At 73.6% G+C, this 21,984-nt stretch carries 21 protein-coding genes; 12 read left to right on the forward strand and 9 right to left on the reverse strand.

Features of this window, described 5'->3' with window-relative positions; translation table 11 throughout:
- Positions 1-7: 7 nt before the first annotated feature.
- Positions 8-1,195, forward strand: coding sequence for an aminotransferase class V-fold PLP-dependent enzyme (locus AB0J08_RS05090; protein WP_360627074.1), 1,188 nt, complete (start codon positions 8-10; stop codon positions 1,193-1,195).
- Between the two features lie 76 nt (positions 1,196-1,271).
- On the opposite strand, the gene AB0J08_RS05095 is transcribed toward AB0J08_RS05090, so the two are convergent.
- Positions 1,272-1,604, reverse strand: a complete 333-nt coding sequence (locus AB0J08_RS05095) for a metalloregulator ArsR/SmtB family transcription factor (RefSeq protein WP_360627077.1) — start codon at positions 1,602-1,604, stop codon at positions 1,272-1,274.
- A gap of 28 nt (positions 1,605-1,632) precedes the next feature.
- Positions 1,633-2,007 carry a hypothetical protein gene (locus AB0J08_RS05100; protein WP_360627080.1) on the reverse strand — a complete coding sequence of 125 codons (375 nt, stop codon included), beginning with the start codon at positions 2,005-2,007 and terminating at the stop codon, positions 1,633-1,635.
- Between the two features lie 258 nt (positions 2,008-2,265).
- On the opposite strand from AB0J08_RS05100, the gene AB0J08_RS05105 reads away from it, so the two are divergent.
- Entirely contained in the window at positions 2,266-5,121 is a 2,856-nt protein-coding gene (locus tag AB0J08_RS05105) for a DEAD/DEAH box helicase (RefSeq protein ID WP_360627083.1), read from the forward strand.
- 81 nt (positions 5,122-5,202) lie between these two features.
- On the opposite strand, the gene AB0J08_RS05110 is transcribed toward AB0J08_RS05105, so the two are convergent.
- Both AB0J08_RS05110 and AB0J08_RS05115 read right to left on the reverse strand, forming a co-directional pair.
- Entirely contained in the window at positions 5,203-6,102 is a 900-nt protein-coding gene (locus AB0J08_RS05110; protein WP_360627355.1) for a 5'-3' exonuclease, read from the reverse strand.
- A gap of 58 nt (positions 6,103-6,160) precedes the next feature.
- Positions 6,161-7,240 carry a cation diffusion facilitator family transporter gene (locus AB0J08_RS05115; protein ID WP_360627086.1) on the reverse strand — a complete coding sequence of 360 codons (1,080 nt, stop codon included), beginning with the start codon at positions 7,238-7,240 and terminating at the stop codon, positions 6,161-6,163.
- 173 nt (positions 7,241-7,413) lie between these two features.
- Here AB0J08_RS05115 and chrA point away from each other — a divergent pair, with 173 nt between their 5' ends.
- On the forward strand, positions 7,414-8,622 hold the full coding sequence (gene chrA / locus AB0J08_RS05120; RefSeq protein WP_360627089.1) for a chromate efflux transporter: 1,209 nt from the start codon (positions 7,414-7,416) through the stop codon (positions 8,620-8,622).
- Between the two features lie 117 nt (positions 8,623-8,739).
- On the opposite strand, the gene AB0J08_RS05125 is transcribed toward chrA, so the two are convergent.
- Positions 8,740-9,510: a gamma-glutamyl-gamma-aminobutyrate hydrolase family protein gene (locus tag AB0J08_RS05125; RefSeq protein WP_360627092.1), complete on the reverse strand. Its 771-nt coding sequence runs from the start codon at positions 9,508-9,510 to the stop codon at positions 8,740-8,742.
- 155 nt (positions 9,511-9,665) lie between these two features.
- Here AB0J08_RS05125 and AB0J08_RS05130 point away from each other — a divergent pair, with 155 nt between their 5' ends.
- The 4 genes from AB0J08_RS05130 to AB0J08_RS05145 all read left to right on the forward strand — a co-directional run bounded on the left by AB0J08_RS05130 (position 9,666) and on the right by AB0J08_RS05145 (position 14,515).
- Positions 9,666-11,078 carry a glutamine synthetase family protein gene (locus tag AB0J08_RS05130; RefSeq protein WP_360627095.1) on the forward strand — a complete coding sequence of 471 codons (1,413 nt, stop codon included), beginning with the start codon at positions 9,666-9,668 and terminating at the stop codon, positions 11,076-11,078.
- A 5-nt stretch (positions 11,079-11,083) separates the two neighbouring features.
- Positions 11,084-12,451, forward strand: a complete 1,368-nt coding sequence (locus AB0J08_RS05135) for an aldehyde dehydrogenase family protein (protein WP_360627098.1) — start codon at positions 11,084-11,086, stop codon at positions 12,449-12,451.
- Between the two features lie 9 nt (positions 12,452-12,460).
- Positions 12,461-13,267, forward strand: a complete 807-nt coding sequence (locus AB0J08_RS05140; protein ID WP_360627101.1) for a 3-oxoacyl-ACP reductase — start codon at positions 12,461-12,463, stop codon at positions 13,265-13,267.
- Positions 13,268-13,366: 99 nt separating this feature from the next.
- A complete protein-coding gene (locus tag AB0J08_RS05145) occupies positions 13,367-14,515 on the forward strand; it encodes a DUF2510 domain-containing protein (RefSeq protein ID WP_360627104.1) in 1,149 nt (382 codons plus the stop codon).
- A gap of 139 nt (positions 14,516-14,654) precedes the next feature.
- Here AB0J08_RS05145 and AB0J08_RS05150 read toward each other — a convergent pair whose 3' ends face one another.
- The 3 genes from AB0J08_RS05150 to AB0J08_RS05160 all read right to left on the reverse strand — a co-directional run bounded on the left by AB0J08_RS05150 (position 14,655) and on the right by AB0J08_RS05160 (position 17,588).
- The gene (locus AB0J08_RS05150; RefSeq protein WP_360627107.1) at positions 14,655-15,578 is read right to left on the reverse strand and encodes a lytic polysaccharide monooxygenase; all 924 of its coding nucleotides are present in this window, start codon (positions 15,576-15,578) and stop codon (positions 14,655-14,657) included.
- Between the two features lie 240 nt (positions 15,579-15,818).
- Entirely contained in the window at positions 15,819-16,274 is a 456-nt protein-coding gene (locus AB0J08_RS05155; RefSeq protein WP_360627110.1) for a hypothetical protein, read from the reverse strand.
- Between the two features lie 81 nt (positions 16,275-16,355).
- Complete coding sequence (locus AB0J08_RS05160) at positions 16,356-17,588, reverse strand: amino acid deaminase/aldolase (RefSeq protein WP_360627113.1); 1,233 nt, start codon at positions 17,586-17,588, stop codon at positions 16,356-16,358.
- Positions 17,589-17,706: 118 nt separating this feature from the next.
- On the opposite strand from AB0J08_RS05160, the gene AB0J08_RS05165 reads away from it, so the two are divergent.
- On the forward strand, positions 17,707-18,450 hold the full coding sequence (locus AB0J08_RS05165) for an SseB family protein (RefSeq protein WP_360627116.1): 744 nt from the start codon (positions 17,707-17,709) through the stop codon (positions 18,448-18,450).
- A 100-nt stretch (positions 18,451-18,550) separates the two neighbouring features.
- On the opposite strand, the gene AB0J08_RS05170 is transcribed toward AB0J08_RS05165, so the two are convergent.
- On the reverse strand, positions 18,551-18,928 hold the full coding sequence (locus AB0J08_RS05170; RefSeq protein WP_209415201.1) for a DUF1844 domain-containing protein: 378 nt from the start codon (positions 18,926-18,928) through the stop codon (positions 18,551-18,553).
- A 482-nt stretch (positions 18,929-19,410) separates the two neighbouring features.
- Here AB0J08_RS05170 and infC point away from each other — a divergent pair, with 482 nt between their 5' ends.
- The 4 genes from infC to AB0J08_RS05190 all read left to right on the forward strand — a co-directional run bounded on the left by infC (position 19,411) and on the right by AB0J08_RS05190 (position 21,977).
- Complete coding sequence (gene infC, locus AB0J08_RS05175) at positions 19,411-20,130, forward strand: translation initiation factor IF-3 (protein ID WP_360627358.1); 720 nt, start codon at positions 19,411-19,413, stop codon at positions 20,128-20,130.
- 140 nt (positions 20,131-20,270) lie between these two features.
- Entirely contained in the window at positions 20,271-20,465 is a 195-nt protein-coding gene (rpmI, locus tag AB0J08_RS05180) for a 50S ribosomal protein L35 (RefSeq protein WP_360627119.1), read from the forward strand.
- A gap of 109 nt (positions 20,466-20,574) precedes the next feature.
- Positions 20,575-20,970: a 50S ribosomal protein L20 gene (rplT, locus tag AB0J08_RS05185; protein ID WP_329486876.1), complete on the forward strand. Its 396-nt coding sequence runs from the start codon at positions 20,575-20,577 to the stop codon at positions 20,968-20,970.
- A 140-nt stretch (positions 20,971-21,110) separates the two neighbouring features.
- Positions 21,111-21,977 (forward strand): RNA methyltransferase, encoded by an 867-nt coding sequence (locus tag AB0J08_RS05190; RefSeq protein ID WP_360627122.1) that lies wholly within the window; start codon positions 21,111-21,113, stop codon positions 21,975-21,977.
- Positions 21,978-21,984 lie beyond the last annotated feature (7 nt).

Here is a 21,984-nt window from a genome sequence, read left to right on the forward strand (position 1 = left end):
AGGCACAGTGATCGAGGACCTGCGGACCGCCGAACCCCCGGCGCCACTGCCCGGTACGGACGAGCTGTTCACCCTGGACGGGGCGGCGGCCCACCTCAACCACGGGTCGTACGGCGCGGTGCCCGTCCCGGTCCAGCGGCTGCAGGAGCGGTTCCGGGTGGAACAGGAGCGCGACCCCGACGGCTTCTTCGCGGACCTGCCCGGCCGGGTCGCCGCCGCCCGGGCCCGGCTCGCCGCCGAACTGGGCACCGACCCGGGCGGGCTCGCCCTGGTCGCCAACGCGACCGAGGCGGTCGCGGTCGCCCTGGACAGCGTCCCGCTCGCGGCCGGCGACCGGATCCTGGTCACCGATCACGGCTACGGGGCCGTGACCCGGGCGGTGCGGCGGCGGGCCGGGGAGGTCGGGGCCGAGGTCGACACCGTCCGGCTGCCGCTGGACACCCCCGACGAGGAGGCCGTCCGGGACGCCGTGCTCGCCGCGGCCGGCGGGCGCACGGTCCTCGCGGTGCTCGACCAGATCAGCTCGCCCACCGCGCGCCGGATCGCCGGCCCGGCCCTGCTCGCCGCCCTGCGCGAGCGCGGTGTGACCACCGTGGTGGACGGTGCCCACGCCCCCGGGATGCTGGCCGCGCCGGTCGAGGGCGAGGCCGACTTCTGGTTCGGCAACCTGCACAAGTGGGCCTTCGCCCCGCGCGCCACCGGCGCCCTGGCCGTCCGCCCGGAGTGGACCGGCAAGGTCCGCCCGCTCGCCCTCTCCTGGGAGCACGACCGGGGCTTCCCGGCGAACGTGGAGTGGCGCGGCACCTGCGACTACACGCCCTGGCTGGCCGCCCCGGCCGGCTTCGACCTGCTGCGCGGGCTCGGCGCCGACCTGGTCCGCCGGCACAACGAGGAGCTGGCCGTGCACGGCCGGGCGGTGCTCGCCGAGCGCCTCGGACTGACGCCGTTGCCGGCCGCGCCGGGTGTCTCGATGCGCGCGCTGCGACTGCCCCCGGGCTGGGGCGAGACCGAGGACGAGGCCCGCGGGCTGATGGCCCGGCTGTGGCAGCGGCACGCCGTCCGGACGGTGGTGCGTGCCTGGCCGGGCGGCGGGGTGCTGCGGATCAGCGCACAGCTGTACAACCGGCCGCACGAGTACCGCACCCTGGCGGCGGGCCTGGCGGAGCTGCTGTCCGAGGGGCGGCGCGGGGCGTAGCCGGAGCGGCCGCCGCGCGGGGCCCTGGCCGGCGCGGCGGCCGCTCCGGGGTCGGGGTGTCAGTCGGGGCCGGGTGTCAGTCGGCGCCGGCGCGCAGCTCGGCGAGCAGCGCGTTCTGTTCGGCGATCAGCCCGGTGAGGATCCGCCGGGCGGTCCGCAGCAGGTCGGCGACCTCCGTCCCGGACAGCGCGTACACCACCGTGCTGCCCTCCCGGGTGGCGGTGACGATGCCGGACCGGCGCAGTACGGCGAGCTGCTGGGAGAGGCTGGACGGTTCGATCGCCAGCTCGGCCAGCAGTTCGCGCACGGGCGTCGGTCCGGCCTGCAGCAGCTCCAGCACCCGGATCCGGACGGGGTGGCCGAGCATCCGGAAGAACTCGGCCTTGGCCTGGTACAGCGCGACCGCCACAGCGCTCCTTTCCTGGTGCCCGGCCCGGTCAGATCTCCAGCGCGACCTCGATCCGCTTGAGCTGGTGGCGGGCCATCGCTAGGTTGGCGCGGGCTCGGTTGAGCGCCAGGAAGAGGAAGAGCCCCCGGCCGTTCGGCATGGTGAGCGGCCGGAGCAGGTGGTACTGGCTGGTGAGGCTGACCAGGATGTCCTCGATCTCGTTGTCGTGGAGGTTGAGCAGCTCCATGGCCCGCATCTTGGCCCGGACCACGTCGGTGTTGCCGGCGGCGGCGACGTTGAGGTCCAGTTCGCCGCCCTCGCCGAGGGTGCCGAGCGCCATGCCGCTGCCGTAGTCGACCAGGGCCACGCCGATCGCGCCCTCGATGGCCATGGCCTCCTTGAGCGAGGTCTCCAGGTTCGCCATCGTCTTCTCCTCCTGTGAGCGGGGGACTCCCCTGCGTGGTGGCTGTGGGACCGAATGTAGGGAGGCCGGACGGCGCGCCACCACGGATGACCGGAGACGTTCGAAGATGGCCGCTTCGTGGCTACTTGAAGACATTTGCAACTATGGATGTGAGAGAGAACCGATCCGGTAGCGCGGAAAATCGTTGCTATCGATGTCAGTCCTCCCGGGTAACCTCTCGCTGAGATGCGAGATCACACCAATCACACCCGGACGGCGATGAACACCCCTGAGCCCGAGCAGCCCGAAGACCGGGAGCTCAGCCCCGCCGAGGCGTACGCGGCCTTCCGCCGCCGGGCCAAGGAGCAGGCCACCGCCCTGTACGGCTTCCAGCAGCTCTACGACTTCCCGCTGGACGACTTCCAGTTGGAGGCCTGCCGGGCCCTGGAGGACGGCGAGGGGGTCCTGGTCGCCGCGCCCACCGGCTCCGGCAAGACGATCGTCGGCGAGTTCGCCGTGCACCTCGCCCTCCAGGCCGGGCGCAAGTGCTTCTACACCACGCCCATCAAGGCCCTCTCCAACCAGAAGTACGGGGACCTGGTCAAGCGCTACGGCGCCGCCAAGGTCGGCCTGCTCACCGGTGACAACAGCGTCAACGGGGACGCCCCCGTGGTGGTGATGACCACCGAAGTGCTGCGCAACATGCTCTACGCCGGCTCCTCCGCGCTCGACGGCCTCGGCTACGTGGTGATGGACGAGGTGCACTACCTCGCCGACCGCTTCCGCGGCGCCGTCTGGGAGGAGGTCATCATCCACCTCCCCGAGTCGGTCGTGCTGGCCTCGCTCTCCGCGACCGTCTCCAACGCCGAGGAGTTCGGCGACTGGCTGGACACCGTGCGCGGCGGCACCAGGGTGATCGTCTCCGAGCACCGTCCGGTGCCGCTGTGGCAGCACGTCATGGCCGGCAACCGGATGTACGACCTGTTCGCCAACCCGGACCGCGACGGCCGCCCCAAGGACGCCCCGCGCAACCCGGCCAAGGCCGTCAACCCCGAGCTGGTCCGGCTCGCCCGCTCCGAGCTCGACCGCAACCCCCGCGACAGGTTCGGCCGCGGCCGGGGGCGCTCGATGCCCAACGGCCGCCCGGGCAAGGTCTGGACGCCGGGCCGGGTCGACGTCATCGACCGGCTCCACACCGAGGGTCTGCTCCCCGCGATCACCTTCATCTTCAGCCGGGCCGGCTGCGAGGCCGCCGTCCAGCAGTGCCTCAGCTCCGGCCTGCGGCTCAACAACGAGGACGACCGGGCCCGGGTGCGGGCCGTCGTCGAGGAGCGCTGCGCCGACATCCCCGACGAGGACCTGCACGTCCTCGGGTACTTCGAGTGGCTCGACGGGCTGGAGCGCGGCATCGCCGCCCACCACGCGGGGATGCTGCCGCGGTTCAAGGAGGTGGTCGAGGAGCTCTTCGTGAAGGGCCTGGTCAAGGCCGTCTTCGCGACCGAGACGCTGGCGCTCGGCATCAACATGCCCGCCCGGTCGGTGGTCATGGAGAAGCTGGTCAAGTGGAACGGCGAGATGCACGCCGACATCACCCCCGGCGAGTACACCCAGCTCACCGGCCGGGCCGGCCGGCGCGGCATCGACATCGAGGGCCACGCCGTGGTGCTCTGGCAGCGCGGGCTGGACCCGGAGGCGCTGGCCGGCCTGGCCGGTACCCGCACCTACCCGCTGAAGTCCTCCTTCCGGCCCTCCTACAACATGGCCGTCAACCTGGTCTCGCAGTTCGGCCGGCACCGCTCCCGCGAGCTGCTGGAGACGTCCTTCGCGCAGTTCCAGGCGGACCGCTCGGTGGTCGGCATCGCCCGCCAGGTCCAGCGCAACGAGGAGGGCCTGGAGGGCTACCGCGCCTCCATGACCTGCCACCTGGGCGACTTCGACGAGTACATGGACCTGCGCCGCCGGCTCAAGGACCGCGAGAACGACCTCGCCCGCGAGGGCAGCAGCCAGCGCCGCGCGGCCGCCGTCGAGTCCATCGAGCACCTCAAGCCGGGCGACGTCATCCATGTCCCCACCGGCAAGTTCGCCGGCCTCGCGCTCGTCCTCGACCCGGGCCTGCCGCCGGTCAGCCGGGGCGGCCGGATCGGTGCGCGCCACCCCGACTTCCAGGACGGCCCGCGCCCGGTGGTGCTCACCGCCGAGCGGCAGGTCAAGCGGCTCGCGATGATCGACTTCCCGCACCCGGTCGCCGCCATCGAGCGGGTGCGCATCCCCAAGTCCTTCAACCCGCGCAGCCCGCAGTCCCGGCGCGACCTCGCCTCCGCGCTGCGCACCAAGGCGGGCCACCTGGAGCCCGAGCGCTTCCGCAAGGGCCGCGCGGCCGCCGCCGACGACCCGGAGATCACCCGGCTGCGCGCCGCCCTGCGCCAGCACCCCTGCCACGGCTGCGACGAGCGCGAGGACCACGCCCGCTGGGCCGAGCGCTACCACCGGCTGCACCGCGACACCGAGCTGCTGGAGCGCAGGATGCGCTCCCGGACGCACACCATCGCCCGCACCTTCGACCGGGTCTGCGGCCTGCTCACCGACCTCGGCTACCTGCAGGGCGACACCGTCACCGACGACGGCAAGCGGCTCGGCCGGCTCTACGGCGAGCTGGACCTGCTCGCCTCCGAGTGCATCCGCGAGGGCGTCTGGAGCGGTCTGGCCGCCGCCGAACTGGCCGCTTGCGCCTCGGCCCTGGTCTACGAGGCCCGGCAGTCCGACGACGCCGCCGCCCCCCGGGTGCCCGAGGGCGGCGCCAAGGAGGCGCTCGGCCAGATGGTCCGGATCTGGGGTCACCTCGACGCCCTGGAGGAGCAGCACCGGATCAACACCGCCGAGGGCGTCGGCCAGCGCGAGCCGGACGTCGGCTTCGCCTGGGCCGCCTACCGCTGGGCCCTCGGCCACAGTCTGGACTCGGTGCTGCGCGACGCCGACATGCCGGCCGGCGACTTCGTCCGCTGGACCAAGCAGCTGATCGACGTGCTGGGCCAGATCCAGGACGCCGCCGGTGAGGACGCCGAACTGCGCCGGACGGCCCGCAAGGCGGTGGACGGCCTGCGCCGCGGCATCATCGCCTACTCCTCGGTGGGCTGACGGCGACAGCCGAGCGAAGGGGGCCCGTCGTCGCGACGACGGGCCCCCTTCGCTGTCCGCGCTTCCCGCGCCCCGCGTCCGTCAGCCGGCCAGGACGGCCAGGACCCGCTCCAGCGACGAGCCGAGGCCCCAGCGGGCGGACAGCTCCTCCAGGGTCATCGGGTCCAGCGGCTCGCGCGGCAGCGCCGGGTCGAAGGCCGGCAGCGGTGCGTCCTCGGCGACCCGGACCACCGTCGGGGCGACGTCCAGGTAGGCCGCGCCCTCGACGATGTTGCGCCGGCGGGCCGGGGTGAGCTTCGAGCGGATGTCGAGGGCGGCGGCCCGGATCGCCGCGAGGTCGCCGTACTCGTTGATCAACTGGGCGGCCGTCTTCTCGCCGACCCCCTTGACGCCCGGCAGGCCGTCGCTCGGGTCCCCGCGCAGGGCGGCCATGTCGGCGTACTGGGCGCCGCGCACGCCGTACTTCTCCAGCAGCAGCGCGTCGTCGGTGACCTGGAGGTTCCCCATCCCCTTGACCGGGTACAGCACGGTGATCGCGCGGCTGTCGTCGACCAGTTGGAAGAGGTCGCGGTCCCCGGTGACGATCTGCACCGGGCCCTCGGCCCGGGCGGTGAGGGTGCCGATCACGTCGTCCGCCTCGTAGCCGGGGGAGCCGACCCGGGCGATGCCGAGCGCGTCCAGCACCTGCTCGATCACCGGCACCTGCGGGGCGAGCGCGTCCGGCACCTCCTCCTCGCCGTCCACGGCCGCCTCGGCGACCCGGTGCGTCTTGTAGGAGGGGACGAGGTCGACCCGCCACTGGGGGCGCCAGTCGGCGTCCATGCAGGCGACCAGTCGGTCGGGCCGGTGGTCCTGGACCAGCCGGGCGATGAAGTCCAGCAGGCCCCGGACGGCGTTGACCGGCTCACCCTGCGGGGAGCGCAGGGTGTCCGGCACGCCGTAGTAGGCCCGGAAGTAGAGGCTGGCGGAGTCGAGCAGCATCAGTCGCGGTGCGGTCACGTCTCAGATCATGCCGTACCCGGCCGACAGCCCGCCGGTTTCAGTGTTCGTGGGGGCCGGCGCGGTGGACCGGTCCGTGCGAGTCGGCGCAGTGCTCGGGGAGCTCACCCGCCGGGGTGGTGATCTGCAGCAGCGCGCCCGCGTCGTCCTCGCCGACGTGGTCGACCTGGAGGGTGCTGTGGGTGATCCGGTACTCCGTCGCCAGCCGGCGCTGCAACTCCCGGCGGACGGCGTGGCAGTCACCGCCCGGAGTCACCAGGATGTGCGCCGACAGGGCGGGCTGGCCCGAGGTGATCTCCCAGATGTGCAGGTCGTGGATCTCCTCCACCAGCGGCTGGGCGACCAGCCGGTCCGCCACCGCGTCCGGGTCGACGCCGGCCGGGGCGGCCTCCAGGAAGATCCGCCCGGAGGCGCGGACCAGGCCGATGCCGGCCTTCAGCATCAGCGCCACCACGATCAGCGAGGCGATCGCGTCGGCCCGGGCGAAGCCGGTGGCCAGCATCACCGCGCCGGCCACGGCAGTGGCGATGAAGGCGTACAGGTCGGTGACCACGTGCTGGAAGGCGCCCTCGACGTTGAGCGAGCTGCGGTTGGCCTTCGACATGCACCAGGCGGCGGCCAGGTTGACCACGATCCCGACCAGCGCGGTGACCAGCACCAGCGAACCGGCCACGTCCGGCGGGTCGATCAGCCGGGCGACGGCCTCGTAGCCCAGCCAGGCCGAGAGGATCAGCAGGGTGACGCCGTTGGCCTGGGCGGAGAGGATCTCGGCGCGCTTGAGCCCGTAGGTGTACCCGCCGCGGGCCGGGCGGGCGGACAGCCGCATCGCCACCAGGGCGAGCACGATGGAGGCGGCGTCGGTGAGCATGTGCGCCGCGTCGGAGATCAGCGCCAGCGACGACGCGGCGAAGCCGACCACCACCTCGCCGGCCATGAACACCACGATCAGCGCGAGGGCGCTCACCAGCCAGCGGCGGTCGGCGTCGGCGGCCACGCCGTGGGAGTGCCCGCCGTGCCCGTGACCGTGACCGTGCGCGCCGTGCCCGCCGTGGGCGGGGTCGCCGGCGGCGTGCCGATGGTCATGCGCATGATCATCGTGGGGGTGCTCGTGCCGGGCCATCGAAGTCCTCTCCTGGACGCGCGGGGGGTGGGGACAGGGACGCAACTGCCTGCAGTCGAAGTGAACCGCAGATCGAAGGAAGATCCAAAGGCTGCACTGGAGACCGTTGTCATTGCCGCCCCGTAACCCCCGTCCGGTATGGTCGCGCCGCCACTGAGGAGGGGAGACGCAGCATGGAACGGACCGAACGGGTCGGCCTCGGCACGATCGCCGCGCAATGGGGCCGGATCGGGCTGCTCGGCTTCGGCGGGCCGCCCGCGCACATCCTGCTGCTCCGCAGGCTCTGCGTGGAACAGCGCGGTTGGCTGGAGCCGGACGAGTTCGAGGACGGCATCGCGGCGACCAACCTGCTGCCCGGCCCGGCCTCCACCCAGCTGGCCGTCCTCACCGCGTGGCGACTGCGGGGGACACCCGGCGCGCTGGTCGGCGGGTTCTGCTTCATCGCGCCCGGGCTGGTGCTGATCCTCGCCCTGTCGGCGTTGTTCCTGGCCGGCCACCCGCCGCTCTGGGTGCTCGGCGCGGCCGCGGGGGCCGGTGCGGCCGTCCCGGCGGTGGCGGCGCAGGCGGCCACCTCGTTGATCCCCGGCAGCTTCACCCGCGCGGGCCGGGAGCGCCGCGCCCGGGTGCGCTGGGCCGGATACGCCCTCGCGGGCGCGGTCGCGGCGATCCTCACCGGGCCGTGGCTGGTGCTGGTCCTGGTCACCGCGGGCCTGGCCGAGATCGCCGCCCGGGCCCGGTCGCGGGCCCGGACGCGGGACGGCGATGGCGATGGCGACGGTACCGGCGGGCGCCGCGCCCCGCTGCCGCCGGCCGCCGTGCTGCCCGTGCTGCCGGTGGCCGGCGGGCTCGCCGGGCTCGGCGCGGTGGCCTGGGTGGCGTTCAAGGTGGGGGCGCTCTCCTACGGGGGTGGCTTCGTGATCATCCCGCTGATGCAGGACGACGCGGTGCACCGCTACCACTGGATGACGGACGGTCAGTTCCTCAACGCCGTGGCCCTCGGCCAGGTCACCCCCGGGCCGGTGGTGCACACCGTCGCGGCGGTCGGCTACGCGGCCGCCGGGGTCGGCGGCGGGCTGCTGGCGGCGGCGGTGGCCTTCGCGCCGTCGTTCCTCTTCGTCCTCCTGGGCGCCCGGCACTTCGACCGGCTCCGGGCGGACCGGCGGGTGCAGGACTTCCTCACCGGCGCCGGGCCGGCGGTGATCGGTGCCATCGCGGGTTCGGCCGTGCCGCTCGCCGCCGCGCTCGGCCGGGGCTGGCAGTGGGGGGTGCTGGCGGGCGCACTGCTCTGGCTGGTCGCGGCCCGTAGGGGTGTGGTGCTCACCCTGCTCGCGGCCGGCGGGGCCGGCGTCCTCGCCGTCCTGGCCGGCCTGCCTCCGGCGTGAGGCCCGTCCCGGCGTGAGGCCCGTCCCGGTGCGGGGGCTTCTCCGGGGCCGTCCCCGCCCCTGCCGAGCCCGACGGGCCGGAACCGCCGGAACCGCCGGGCCCACCGCCGCGACCGGTCAGGAGGCCGCGACCGGCCAGGCGCTGCCGAGGGCGACGGCCCCGACCTCCTCCAGCGGCACCGTCCGGGCCGCCGTCGCCGCCCGGACCAGGGCCTGCATCACCCGCAGGTCGTCGCCCTGCTCCGGGTGCCACTGCACCCCGAGGGTGAACCCCGGCCCCTCCACCGCCTCCACGGTGCCGTCCGGCGCGTGCGCACTCACCCGCAGCCCCGAGCCGAGCCGGTCCACCGCCTGGTGGTGGAAGGTCGGCACAGTCAGCTCGCTCTCCGGCAGCAGACCGCCGAGCAGCGTGCCGGGCACCGGCCGCACCAGGTGCTCGCCGTACCTGCCGGGCGAGCCGCCGTGCACGTCCGGGGCCACCACGTCCGGGAGGTGCTGGACGAGCGAGCCGCCGCACACCACGTTCAGCACCTGCATGCCCCGGCAGATGCCCAGCAGCGGCATGCCCGCCGCCAGGGCCGCCCGCAGCAGCGCCGACTCCCAGTGGTCCCGCTCCGGCGCGTCCGCCTCGGTCAGCGGGTGCGGCGGCTGCCCGTAGTACGCCGGGTCGATGTCCGGCCCGCCCGCGACGACCAGCGCGTCCAACCGGGCGAGCACCTCCGGCGCGCGCTCCGGGGCGTCCGGCGGCAGCAGCACCGCGATCCCGCCCGCGTCCCGCACGTACGCGGTGTACCGCTCGGGCACCAGTGCCACCCGGCGGGCCCGCCAGTCGCTCCAACTCGCGTCCACCAGGTAGGTGCTGACGCCGATGAAAGGCCTGCGATCCATGGCGGGCATTCTCCTCCCGCCCCACCCGATACCCCGACAACCACGCGTATCGGCGCGCCACACCCGTCCGCCCTCTTCCGCGCTGTCAGGGGCAGGCCGTACGGTTCGCTGTGACCGTCTGATCTCGCTGAGTGATCGAAGGGGAGGGTTCCGTCATGCCCGACAACACCGCCGCGGGTGCGCCGCCGCGCGCGCCGCTCACCCTCGACGAGCTGCGCACGCTGGTCGACGCCGGCGAGATCCACACCGTCGCGCTCGCCTTCACCGACATGCAGGGCCGGCTCCAGGGCAAGCGCTTCGCCGCCCGGTTCTTCCTCGACGAGGTCGCCGAGCACGGCGCCGAGGCCTGCGACTACCTGCTCGCCGTCGACATCGACCTCAACACCGTCGACGGCTACGCCCACTCCTCCTGGGAGACCGGCTACGGGGACTTCGCCATGCGCCCCGATCTCGGCACGCTCCGGCTCACCCCCTGGCAGCCCGGCACCGCCCAGGTCACCGCGGACCTCGCCCGGCACGGCGGCCACCCCGTCGCCACCGCGCCCCGCCAGCTCCTGCAGTGTCAGATCGAGCGCCTCGCCGAGTACGGCCTGGCCGCCGACATCGGCACCGAGCTGGAGTTCCTGGTCTTCCGCGACACCTACGAACAGGCCTGGCTCGGCGGATACCGCGGCCTCACCCCGGCCAACCAGTACAACGTGGACTACTCGCTGCTCGGCACCGCCCGGGTCGAGCCGCTGCTCTCCCGGATCCGCAACGAGATGGCCGGCGCCGGCCTCGTGGTCGAGTCGGCCAAGGGCGAGTGCAACCTCGGCCAGCACGAGATCGCCTTCCGCTACGCCGACGCCCTCACCACCTGCGACCAGCACAGCGTCTACAAGACGGGCGCCAAGGAGATCGCCGCCCAGCAGGGCTGCGCGCTCACCTTCATGGCCAAGTACGACGAGCGCGAGGGCAACAGCTGCCACATCCACCTGTCCCTGCGGGACCTGCGGGACCTTCGGGACGGGCGCGACCCGGGCGGCGCCCCCGCCTTCGCCGACCGCGACGGCCGGATGACCGACACCATGCGGCACTTCCTCGCCGGCCAGCTCGCCGCCCTGCGCGAGTTCAGCCTGCTCTACGCGCCCAACATCAACTCCTACAAGCGCTACCGGCCCGGCTCCTTCGCCCCGACCGCCGTCGCCTGGGGCCGGGACAACCGGACCTGCGCCTACCGGGTGGTCGGCCACGGTCCGAGCCTGCGGATGGAGAACCGCGTCCCCGGCGGTGACGTCAACCCGTACCTCGCCGTGGCCGGCATGATCGCCGCCGGCCTGCACGGCCTCCAGCACAAGCTCGAACTGCCCGCCCCCTGCCTCGGCAACGCCTACGCCGTCGACGAGTACGCCCGGGTGCCCGGCTCGCTGCGCGAGGCCGCCGACCGCTGGGCCGGGAGCGAGCTCGCCCGCGTCGCGTTCGGCAGTGACGTGGTCGAGCACTACCTGCACATGGCCCGGGTCGAGCAGGACGCGTACGACAGCGCCGTCACCGACTGGGAGCGCTACCGGTCCTTCGAGCGGATGTGAGCGGCATGGAGAGTCCCGCCGCCTGCACCGTCCTCAACCCCGCCACCGGCGAGCCGCTCGGCACCGTCCCCGACACCACCCCGGCGCAGCTGGACGCCGCCGTCCAGCGCGCCCTCAAGGCCCAGCAGGGCTGGGCCGCGCTCGCCCCCGGCGAACGTGCCCGGCAGCTGCGCCGCTTCGCCGACCAGGTCGAGGCGCACATCCCCGAGCTGGCCGCCCTGGAGGTGAGCGAGGCCGGCCACACCCTCGGCAACGCCCGCTGGGAGGCCGGCAACGTCCGCGACCTTCTGGAGTACGCCGCCGGCGGGGTGGAGCGGCTGACCGGCCGCCAGATCCCGGTGGCCGGCGGCCTGGACATCACCTTCCACGAGCCGATCGGGGTGGTCGGGGTGATCGCCCCGTGGAACTTCCCGATGCCGATCGCCGCCTGGGGCTTCGCCCCCGCCCTCGCCGCGGGCAACGCCGTGCTCCTCAAGCCCGCCGAGGCCACCCCGCTCACCGCGCTGCGGCTGGCCGAACTCGCCCTCGCCGCAGGGCTTCCGGAGGGTCTCCTCCAGGTCGTTCCCGGCGCCGGCGCCACCACCGGGCGGGCCCTGGTCGACCACCCCGCGGTCCGCAAGATCGTCTTCACCGGCTCGACCCTGGTCGGCAAGGAGGTCGCCGCCCGCTGCGCGGCCCGGGCCAAGCGGGTCACCCTCGAACTCGGCGGCAAGAGCCCCAACATCGTCTTCGCGGACGCCGACCTCGCCCGCGCCGCCGACCCGATGTCCTTCCTCGACAACAGCGGACAGGACTGCTGCGCGCGCAGCCGCATCCTGGTCCAGCGCGAGGCCCTCGACGACTTCCTCGCCCTGCTGCTGCCCGCCGTCGGAGCCGTCCGCACCGGGGATCCGGCCGATCCGGACACCGAACTCGGCCCGCTGATCTCCGCCGCCCAGGTCCGCCGGGTCGCCTCCTACGTCACCCCCGAGCTGCCGGTGCTGGCCCGCGGCGCGGTGCCCGACGGCCCCGGCTTCTGGTACCCGCCCACCGTGCTCGCCCCCGCCGACCCGAGCGTGCCCGCGGCGACCGAGGAGATCTTCGGCCCGGTCGCGGTGGTGCTCCCCTTCGACGACGAGGCGGACGCCGTGCGGCTGGCCAACGCCACCCGCTACGGGCTCTCCGGCTCCATCTGGACGCGGGACGTCGGCCGGGCGCTGCGGCTGGCCCGGGGCGTCGCGGCGGGCAACCTGTCCGTCAACTCGCACTCCTCGGTGCGGTACTGGACGCCCTTCGGCGGGTTCGGCGACTCCGGCATCGGCCGGGAGCTCGGGCCCGACGCGCTGGTCCACTTCACCGAGACCAAGAACGTGTTCATCCAGAGCGAGGAGTAGGAGCCGGCCATGAGTGAGAAGCCCGCCGCGACCGAGAAGGACGGCCCGGTCTGCCGGCGCCTGGTCGGCCGTACGGCCGTGATCACCGGAGCGGGCAGCGGCATCGGACTGGCCGCCGCCCGCCGGCTCGCCTCCGAGGGCGCCAAGGTGGTCTGCGCCGACGTCGACGAGGGCTCCGGCAAGGCGGTCGCCCAGGAGGTCGGCGGCCTGTTCGTGCACACCGACGTCACCGACCCGTACATGGTCGAAGCGCTCTTCGACGAGGCCTACGAGACCTACGGCAGCGTGGACGTCGCCTTCAACAACGCGGGCATCTCGCCGCCGGAGGACGACTCCATCCTCACCACCGAGCTGGCGGCCTGGCGCAGGGTGCAGGAGGTCAACCTGACCTCCGTCTACCTGTGCTGCAAGGCGGCGCTGCCGTACATGCGGCGGCACGGTCGCGGCTCGATCATCAACACCGCCAGCTTCGTGGCCCGGATGGGCGCGGCCACCTCGCAGATCTCGTACACCGCCTCCAAGGGCGGGGTGCTGGCGATGTCCCGCGAGCTGGGCGTGCAGTTCGCCCGGGAGGGCATCCGCGTCAACGCGCTCTCGCCCGGGCCGGTGGACACCCCGCTGCTGCGCGAGCTGTTCGCCGAGGACCCGGAGCGGGCGGCCCGCCGGCTGGTGCACATTCCGCTCGGCCGCTTCGCGCGGCCCGAGGAGATCGCGGCCGCGGTCGCCTTCCTCGCCAGCGACGACTCCTCGTTCATCACGGCGAGCGAGTTCCTGGTGGACGGCGGCATCGCGGGAGCCTATGTGACCCCGATCTAGCCCTCCGTTCCGCCTTCTCACCGTAATCTCATGCAGAATGCCGGGAATTGGCGGTCGCGCTGATATCGCGTTTATCCGGCTGCCTTTAGATTCTCTGTCGTGAGCGAGCAGATTCCCGCCGGGTGGTACCCGGACCCGAAGGACATCACCAGCGAACCGCGACCGCAGCGCTGGTGGGACGGCAAGGGCTGGACGGCCGACACCCGGCCCGCACCGTCGGACGCCCCGACGACGCCGGAGCCCGCGGCGCCGGGCGCTCCGGGGCCGGACGCGACCGCCGAGACCCGGGTGCTGGAGGGGGAGGTGCTGGGGAGCGGGCCGACGGTCCGCTACCCGGAGCCGCCCCCCTTCGGCGCCGCCTACGGTGCGATCGCACCGCCCGCGCCCAAGGCCCGGCGCAGGCCGTCCAAGCTGGTGATCGCGGCCACGGCCGCGGCCCTGCTGGGCCTCGGCGCCGGCTCCGGGATCACCTACCTGGCGATGGACGGGCACGGGGAGCCGCGTGCCTCGCACCGCACGCCCCGGCCGGCCCCGCCGTACGGCGAGGAGGGCCCGTGGAGCGGTCTGCCCGATCTGGGCGGGCCCGACGGCGGTCAGGGCGGCGACGGCCAGGGCAAGGGCAACGGCCAGGGCCAGGGCCAGGGAAAGGGCAATGGCAATGGCCAGGGCAAGGGCAACGGACAGGGGCAGGGCAAGGGCAACGGCGGTAACGGTCAGGGCAGCGGTCCCGCCGCCGACCTGGTGAACCGGATCACCCTGCCGGTTCCCGCCGGCTGGCAGGGCGGCACCACCCCCGACGGCTTCGCCGCGCTGAGCGTGGGCCTCTACACATGCGAGGGCGGCGGCAACTGCTCGCTGGGCGGCGCCAACACCGGCCGGATCGCCGGCGGCGGCACCGACGTCCAGGCGGCGGCCAAGGCCGACATCGAGAAGGCGGCCAAGGACTCGTACAACGACCTCAACTCCCACGAGGAGCTGAAGTCCGAGGCGGTCAAGGTCGACGGCCGGGACGGCTACCTGGTCCGGTGGAAGGTCGACGCGGCGAAGGGCAACGACGGCTACGTGCAGACCGTCGTCTTCCCGGCCGCCGACGGCAAGTCGCTGGTCTCCGTCCACCTCGGCTTCGACATCGCCGCCAAGGCGCCCGACGTCGCCATGATGGACACCATCGTCAAGGGCATCGCCGACTACACCGGCAAGGTGCCCGCCTTCCCGGGGGCCGGCCCCGACGGCGGTACCACCACCTGACCACGCCGCTCCGCTCACGTACGGCGGCCCACCCGGACTCCTCCGGGTGGGCCGCCGCCGTGTTCACACGCCGTGCTGGGGATCGCCTGGGCCGGACCGCACGGGGGTCGGTGGGCGGTCCGGCCCAGGCCTCCGGCGGTCAGGAGTCGCGTCGAACAGCCTCGAAGCGACGGCGCCGGAGCACCAGGCCGGCCCAGCCGCCGCCGATCGCGGCGGCGCCGGCGAGCAGCAGCGGACCGGTGGCCGAGCCGCCGACGGCGGCGCTGGCGGTCGGGACCACCGCGCCCGCCGGCTCGTTGGCGTTGCCGCCGTGCCCGTGGTGGGCGACGGTGGACTTGGACCGGCCCGCGGTGATCTGCTCCTCGCTCGGTGCGGCCGGAGCCTGCGCGGAGAGCGCCGACACGGTCTGGCCGGCGGTGGCCGCGGGCTGGCCGAAGTCGACGTCGGAGCAGCTGTAGAACGCCTCGGGGCTGTCGCTGCGCTGCCAGATCATGTAGAGCAGCTGGCGGCCGGTGCGCTGCGGCAGCGTGCCCGCGTAGTTGTAGTACCCGTCCGTGGCGGTGCGGGTGACCTGCACCTGGGCGACCGGGGTCGACTCCAGGTCGGACCACTTCAGCGGCTTGGTCGGGTCGTAGCCGGCCTTGGTGATGTAGACGGTCTGGGTGCCGACGTGCGCGGCGGTGACGCGGAACTTGAAGGCGAACGAACCGGCGCTGACCGGGGTGGCCGGCCAGTCGGTGCGCGGCATGTCGAGCGCCTTGTACTTGTCGCGGTTGGCCGAGCAGAGCTTGCCGTCCGGGATCAGCGCCTGGTGGTTGCCGTTCGCGTTGGCGATGTTGACCTCGTTCCAGTCGTACAGCGGCTGGGTGCCGCTCATCGCCACGAGGTCCTTGCAGACCTGGGACCTGGGGGTCTCCGGTCCCTCGGCGTAGCAGGCCGCGATCCGGCTGACCGGGTTGGTCATGGCACCGTGGGCGCTGGCGGTGCCGGCGGCGGTCGCCGAAACGGCGAGGACCGCGGCGCCTATGACACCGAGGGACAGGGCACTTCGCTTGATGGACATGGGGTGGGGACTCCTTGACCAGTGTTCCGGACCGAGAGTGTGGGGGAGGGGCACGTCTGCCCCGGGGGCCGCCGGCCCGGCGCGCGGGACCCGGGCTGAGCGTATGATTGGACTAGACCAACTGGCAATAGCCGGTCGTGGCGCACTTTTTGACGGACTGTAGCCGTACGCGCAGCACAGAGGCCCGAGGGGACGCAGGAGTTAGGCGTCCCCTCGGGCCTCTTTAAGGCTGGGAAAAGGTCAGTGGCCGGTGAACGGTCGGATCGGCGGCTGCGCGCTCTGGTGGTAGTTCACGCCCCCGTGCACGTTCTGGGCCTGGATCACGTTGCCGTGCACCGTTCCGCTGACGGTGTTGTACTGGATGCCGGCGCCCCGGTTGGGCAGCTGCGGCCTGAACTCGTCCAGAATGCGCTGGAGTTCGTCCGCCGCCCCGGGGTCCTCCAGCAGTGCCTGGCGGAGCCGGCCGCGCCAGGTGCCGGTCAGGTCGTCGACGGCCCCGGTGTCACCGCTCTCCTGGGCGCGGGTGATGACCGCCCGCGAGCGCTCCAGCGCGGCCGCCTCCGTCTCGTCGCCCTCGCCCCGCCCGAACAGCGCGGCGAAGCGCGAACGGGCCTGCGTCCAGGCCTCGGTGGCCATCAGTCCGACCAGTGTGGTGGCGCCCGACGTCACCAGTTGCTGCACGATTTCGGCCTCCACGGCTGCCCCCTGGGGTCACGTCCGGTCCTGTCGGAACCACGGTAGAGCAACGGCGGTGCCACAGAGGGGAATCCGGCGTGGTCAGAGGAAGGTCTTCAGCTCGCCCCGGTAGGTCGGGACGGTGCGCACCACCGTGTCGCCGTCGATCAGGTGCAGCTCGGCGAAGCGCTCGCACAGCTCACCCGCCTTGGCGTGTCGGAACCAGACCCGGTCGCCGATCAGCAGGTCGTCGGCGGCCGGGCCGAGCAGCGGGGTCTGCACCTCGCCGGCGCCCTCCATCGGGTCGTAGCGCAGCCCCCGCGGCAGGTAGGGCACCGGCGAGCGGTCCGGCCCGGCTGCGCCGGAGGCCGGGTAGCCGCCGCCGAGCACCGTCACCACGCCGAGGCCGGGCCGGCGCACCACCGGCTGGCCGAACAGCGCGGCCGGCCGGCCGCGGAACGCACGGTAGTTGTCGAACAGCTGCGGCGCGTACAGCCCCGAGCCGGCCGCCACCTCGGTGACCGCCCGCTCCGCCACGGTCGACTCGACGCTGCCGGTGCCGCCGCCGTTGACGAACTCCAGCTCGGCCACCTTGCGCAGCCGCCGGACGGTCGCCGCGCGCCGCTCGGCCAGCTCGGCCCGGGCCGTCGCCTGCATCAGCCGGATCACCCGGGAGCGCACCGGCCGCCCGGGCACGCTGTCGCCCACCCCGGCGATGTGCCCCTCGTAGGCCATCAGCCCGACCACCCGGAATCCCCGGCGGCGCTGCACCAGTTCGGCGAAGGCGCCGAGGTCCTCGGGCGTGCGCATCGGCGAGCGCCGGGCACCGACCCGTACCCGCCCGCCGAACAGCTGCAGCGAGGTGTCCAGCTCCAGGCAGACCCGCACCTCGGCGGGGCCGGTCCGGGCCGCGTCGATCAGGTCGAGCTGGGCCGGGTCGTCCACCAGTACGGTGACCGCGGCGGCCGCCGCCGGATCGGCGGTCAGCTCGGCGAAGCCGGCCCGGTCGGCGCTGGGGTAGGCCAGCAGGACGTCGCGGACGCCGGCGCGGGCCAGCCAGAGCGACTCGCCCAGGGTGAAGCTCATCACCCCGGCGAAGCCGTCCGTGGCCAGCACCCGCTCCAGCAGCGCCCGGCAGCGCACCGACTTGCTGGCCACCCGGACCGGTTTGCCGCCCGCCCGGCGGACCAAGTCGGCGGCGTTGGCGTCGAAGGCCTCCAGGTCGACGACGGCCACCGGGCCGTCCAGGTGGGCGGTGGCCCGGTTGTACCGGGCTCGGTCGGCCGCCGGCGAGGGCGCGGCGGCGGTGCGGGCAGCAGCTTCGAGCGTGGCCATGGGCGCAGAGTGCCACAGCGGACTACCGGTGGGTAGACCCGCGACGGGTGATCCGCCCCGACGGCGCGTGATCCGCCACGATCCGGCGGCGGGTGTGAGGTGGCATAGGGTCGGCCGGGTGGACCGCAAGAACATCCCGAACCCAGGATTCGCCGCCGACGACGGCACGGCCGACCCGGCTCTCGCCGAGGCGCTCGCGCGCTGGTCGCGGGAGCGCGCGGCCGAGCCGGAGGTGCTCGCGGCGCTGACGCCGACCCGGCTGATGGTCCCGATCGTCGCCGTCCTCGGCGAGGTGGAACTGGACGAGCACGGGCACAAGCACGAGAAGACCAGTGACATGGCCGTCCCGGTGATCGAGGCCGCGGACGGCCGCCGGGCGTTGCCGGCCTTCACCTCGATGGAGGCGATGACCCGCTGGCGGGCCGACGCCCGCCCGGCACCGGTCGCCGCCCCGCAGGCCGCGATGGTCGCCTACTCCGAGCGTGCGGACACCCTGCTGATCGATCCGGCCGGCCCGGTGCCCTACCAGCTGTCCGGGGCCCGGCTGCGCGCGCTGGCGGAGAACCGGCCGTACCTGCCGCCGGTGCGCGACCCCGAGGTGCGCGAGGCCGTCCGGGCGCTGCTGGCGGCCGAGCCGCAGGTGGTGAGCGGTCTGCTGGCGCCCTACCAGGAGGGGGACGGGCTGCTCGCGGTGGTGTTCGACCCGGCACTGGACCAGCAGGCCGTCCAGGCGGCCGCGCAGCGGCTCGGGCAGGCCGTCGCGGCCGACCCGGTGCTGCGGGTCCGGCTCGACCGGGGTCTGGGCCTGGCCGTCCTGCCGGCCGACGCCGGGCTGCCCGGAGAGCCCCTCTACCGCCGCTAGCGCGGGGGCACGGGACGGACCGGACGCGCCGGCGGCCCCTCGCCCACCGGGCGGAGGGGGCGCCGGCGCGTCCTGGCGGCTCTCGGGCGTGGACCGGCTCTCAGGCGTAGACCGGCCCGGTGAACTTCTCGCCCGGCCCGGCGCCCGGCGCGTCCGGGACGAGCGACGCCTCGCGGAAGGCCAGCTGGAGCGACTTCAGGCCGTCCCGCAGCGGGGCGGCGTGGAAGTTGCTGATCTCGGGGGCGCCGGCGGTGACCAGCCCGGCCAGTGCGGTGATCAGCTTGCGCGCCTCGTCGAGGTCCTTGTCGGCCTCGCCGCCCTCGGCCAGGCCGCACTTGACGGCGGCGGCGCTCATCAGGTGCACCGCCACGGTCGTGATCACCTCGACGGCCGGGACCTCGGCGATGTCCCGGGTGAGGTCGTCGAAACCGATCGCCTCGTCGTCCGCGGCGGGGTTCTGGGTGGGCTCGCTGCTCAAGGGGGGCTCGTTCCGTCGTGCCGGTGTCCGTACCCGAGGAGCGTACAAGGGGGCGGGCGGGGGCCCGGGTCGCGGGGAGCGAGGGGCGGAATACCGAGCACGGCCGAAACGCTGTATGATTCGAGACTGACCGGCCAGGAGCCCCTGAGGGCCCCCGGCCAGCAAGTGGAGGCTCCACCCAGGAGGCCCGAGAGGGCAACCGCGAAAGTCTCCCACCCGATCGACCTCGCGGTCGACGGGTCCCGGTCCGCGACGGGCGCCCAGGCGCCGAGTCGCCAGCAGCACCCCTCACCGGGTGCGGCCCCCGGTTGTGTGGAGCCCCGCTTGTACCGAGCGGGGCTTTTTTCGTGTCGCGGTGCATGCAGTGCCACTCAGCAAGGTAGGCAGCGCAGCACGAATGAAGCCCCGCCCAGTGGTCGAGTCCACTACGTGCGACCGCCGTCCGACGGCCGCATCGCAGAAGGTGCAACCTAGGAGGCCCCATCAGCACCGAGCCCCGCATCAACGACCGGATTCGCGTCCCCGAGGTGCGACTCGTCGGTCCCAGCGGCGAGCAGGTCGGCATCGTGCCGCTTGCCAAGGCGCTGGAGCTCGCGCAGGAGTACGACCTCGACCTCGTCGAGGTCGCGGCGACCGCCCGGCCGCCGGTGTGCAAGCTCATGGACTACGGCAAGTTCAAGTACGAGTCGGCCATGAAGGCCCGTGAGGCGCGCAAGAACCAGGCGCACACGGTCATCAAGGAGATGAAGCTCCGGCCGAAGATCGACCCGCACGACTATGACACCAAGAAGGGTCACGTCGTTCGGTTCCTCAAGCAGGGCGACAAGGTCAAGATCACGATCATGTTCCGCGGTCGTGAGCAGTCCCGCCCCGAGCTGGGCTTCCGACTGCTGCAGCGGCTGGCCAACGACGTCCAGGACCTGGGCTTCGTCGAGTCCTCGGCCAAGCAGGACGGCCGAAACATGATCATGGTTCTCGGCCCGCACAAGAAGAAGACCGAGGCGATGGCCGAGGCCCGCGCTATCGCGGACGCCCGCAAGGCCGAGCGACAGGGCCGCACCCCCGGCTCCGACGCCGCCGAGGTCGACGAGGACGCAGCGCTTGAGGCCGAGAACGCCGCGGCCGAGGCGGAGGCCGACGAGGCCGACGTCGAGGACGCCGCCGAGGTCGAGCAGCCGGCCGAGGCCTCCCAGGACGCCTGAGCCTTCACCGGCCAGGGCGGTTCGGGAGACCGGCCACCAAGGTCACCGGGCGTCCCGCCCGGTGACCGCAGATCCATCCTTCACGCCCGCGCGGCGCACACCGCGCGGGCGTGGACGGACCGACGAGGAGATACGGCGAAATGCCGAAGCAGAAGACGCACAGTGGCGCCAGCAAGCGCTTCAAGATCAGTGGCTCCGGCAAGGTCCTGCGCGAGCGCGCCGGTCGCCGCCACTACCTGGAGCACAAGCCCTCGACGCTGACCCGCAAGCTGGCCGGCACCGTCGAGGTGGCCCCCGCTGACGCCAAGAAGATCAAGAAGCTTCTCGGCAAGTGATCGCCCTCCCGCCCGGCGTGAGCCGTGAGCGGGACAGCTGATCCTTCCCGACCCATTCGAATGACGGACCGCGTGAAGTAGTCCGTGGTCCAACCCAAGGAGTAATCAAGTGGCACGCGTCAAGCGGGCAGTCAACGCCCACAAGAAGCGCCGGGTCATCCTGGAGCGCGCCAGCGGCTACCGGGGCCAGCGCTCGCGGCTGTACCGCAAGGCCAAGGAGCAGGTCACCCACTCGCTGGTCTACAACTTCAACGACCGCAAGAAGCGCAAGGGCGACTTCCGTCAGCTGTGGATCCAGCGCATCAACGCTGCGGCCCGTGCCAACGGCATCACCTACAACCGCTTCGTGCAGGGCCTGAAGGCCGCCAGCGTCGAGATCGACCGCAAGATGCTGGCCGACCTCGCGGTCAACGACCCGGGCGCGTTCGCCTCGCTCGTCGAGGTTGCGCAGAAGGCGCTGCCGGCCGACGTCAACGCCCCGAGGGCCGCCGCCGACGCCGCCTGATCCTCCTGGATCGGCCTGATCCTCCCGGGATCGGTTCGTCGCACTGACCGGACCCGCAGGCTCTCCCTGCGGGTCCGGTTTTGCGTTCCGCCCGCCACAGTCCCTGCACGCCACCGGCGCCCCGCCTCAGAGACGAGACCATGTCGAGCACCGACACCCCCCTGCTGACCTCCCTGCGCTCGCCCCGCGTCGTCGCCGCCCGCCGGCTCGCCAAGCGGAACCAGCGCACCAAGGAGCGCCGCTTCCTCGCGGAGGGCCCGCAGGCCGTCCGTGAGGCCGTCGCGTTCGGGAAGCTGCCGGGCTCGGACGACCACGCCGTGGTCGAGGTCTACACGACGCCGGAGGCCGCCGAGCGGCACGCCGGGATCGTCGCCGCCGCCCTCGCCGAGGGGCTGGCGGTGCTCACCGCCACCGACGAGGTCATCGCGGAGATCTGCGACACCGTGACCCCGCAGGGCATCGTGGCGCTCTGCCGGTTCATCGACACACCGTTCGCCGAGGTGCTCAGGGCCCGCCCCAAGCTGGTCGCGGTGCTCGCCCACGTGCGCGACCCCGGCAACGCCGGCACCGTGCTGCGGACCGCCGACGCGGCCGGCGCGGACGCCGTGGTGCTCACCGACGCGTCGGTGGACCTGTACAACCCGAAGGCCGTCCGGGCGTCCGTCGGCAGCCTGTTCCACCTGCCGGTCGCCGTGGGCGTGCCGGTGGAGGAGGCGGTCGGGCGGCTGCGCGAGGCCGGCGTGCGGGTGCTGGCCGCGGACGGCGCGGGCGAGCGCGACCTCGACCGGGAGCTCGACGAGGGCACGCTGGGCGCGCCCGGCGCATGGGTGTTCGGCAACGAGGCCTGGGGGCTCCCGGAGGAGACCCGCGCACTCGCCGACGAGGTGGTGCGCGTACCGATCCACGGACACGCCGAGAGCCTCAACCTGGCGACGGCCGCAGCCGTCTGCCTCTACGCCTCCGCACGGGCCCAGCGCTCGCCCGGTGGCTGCCGCACGCAGGCGTAGACCGCCC

The organism is Kitasatospora sp. NPDC050463 (assembly GCF_040655255.1).
GTDB lineage: Bacteria > Actinomycetota > Actinomycetes > Streptomycetales > Streptomycetaceae > Kitasatospora.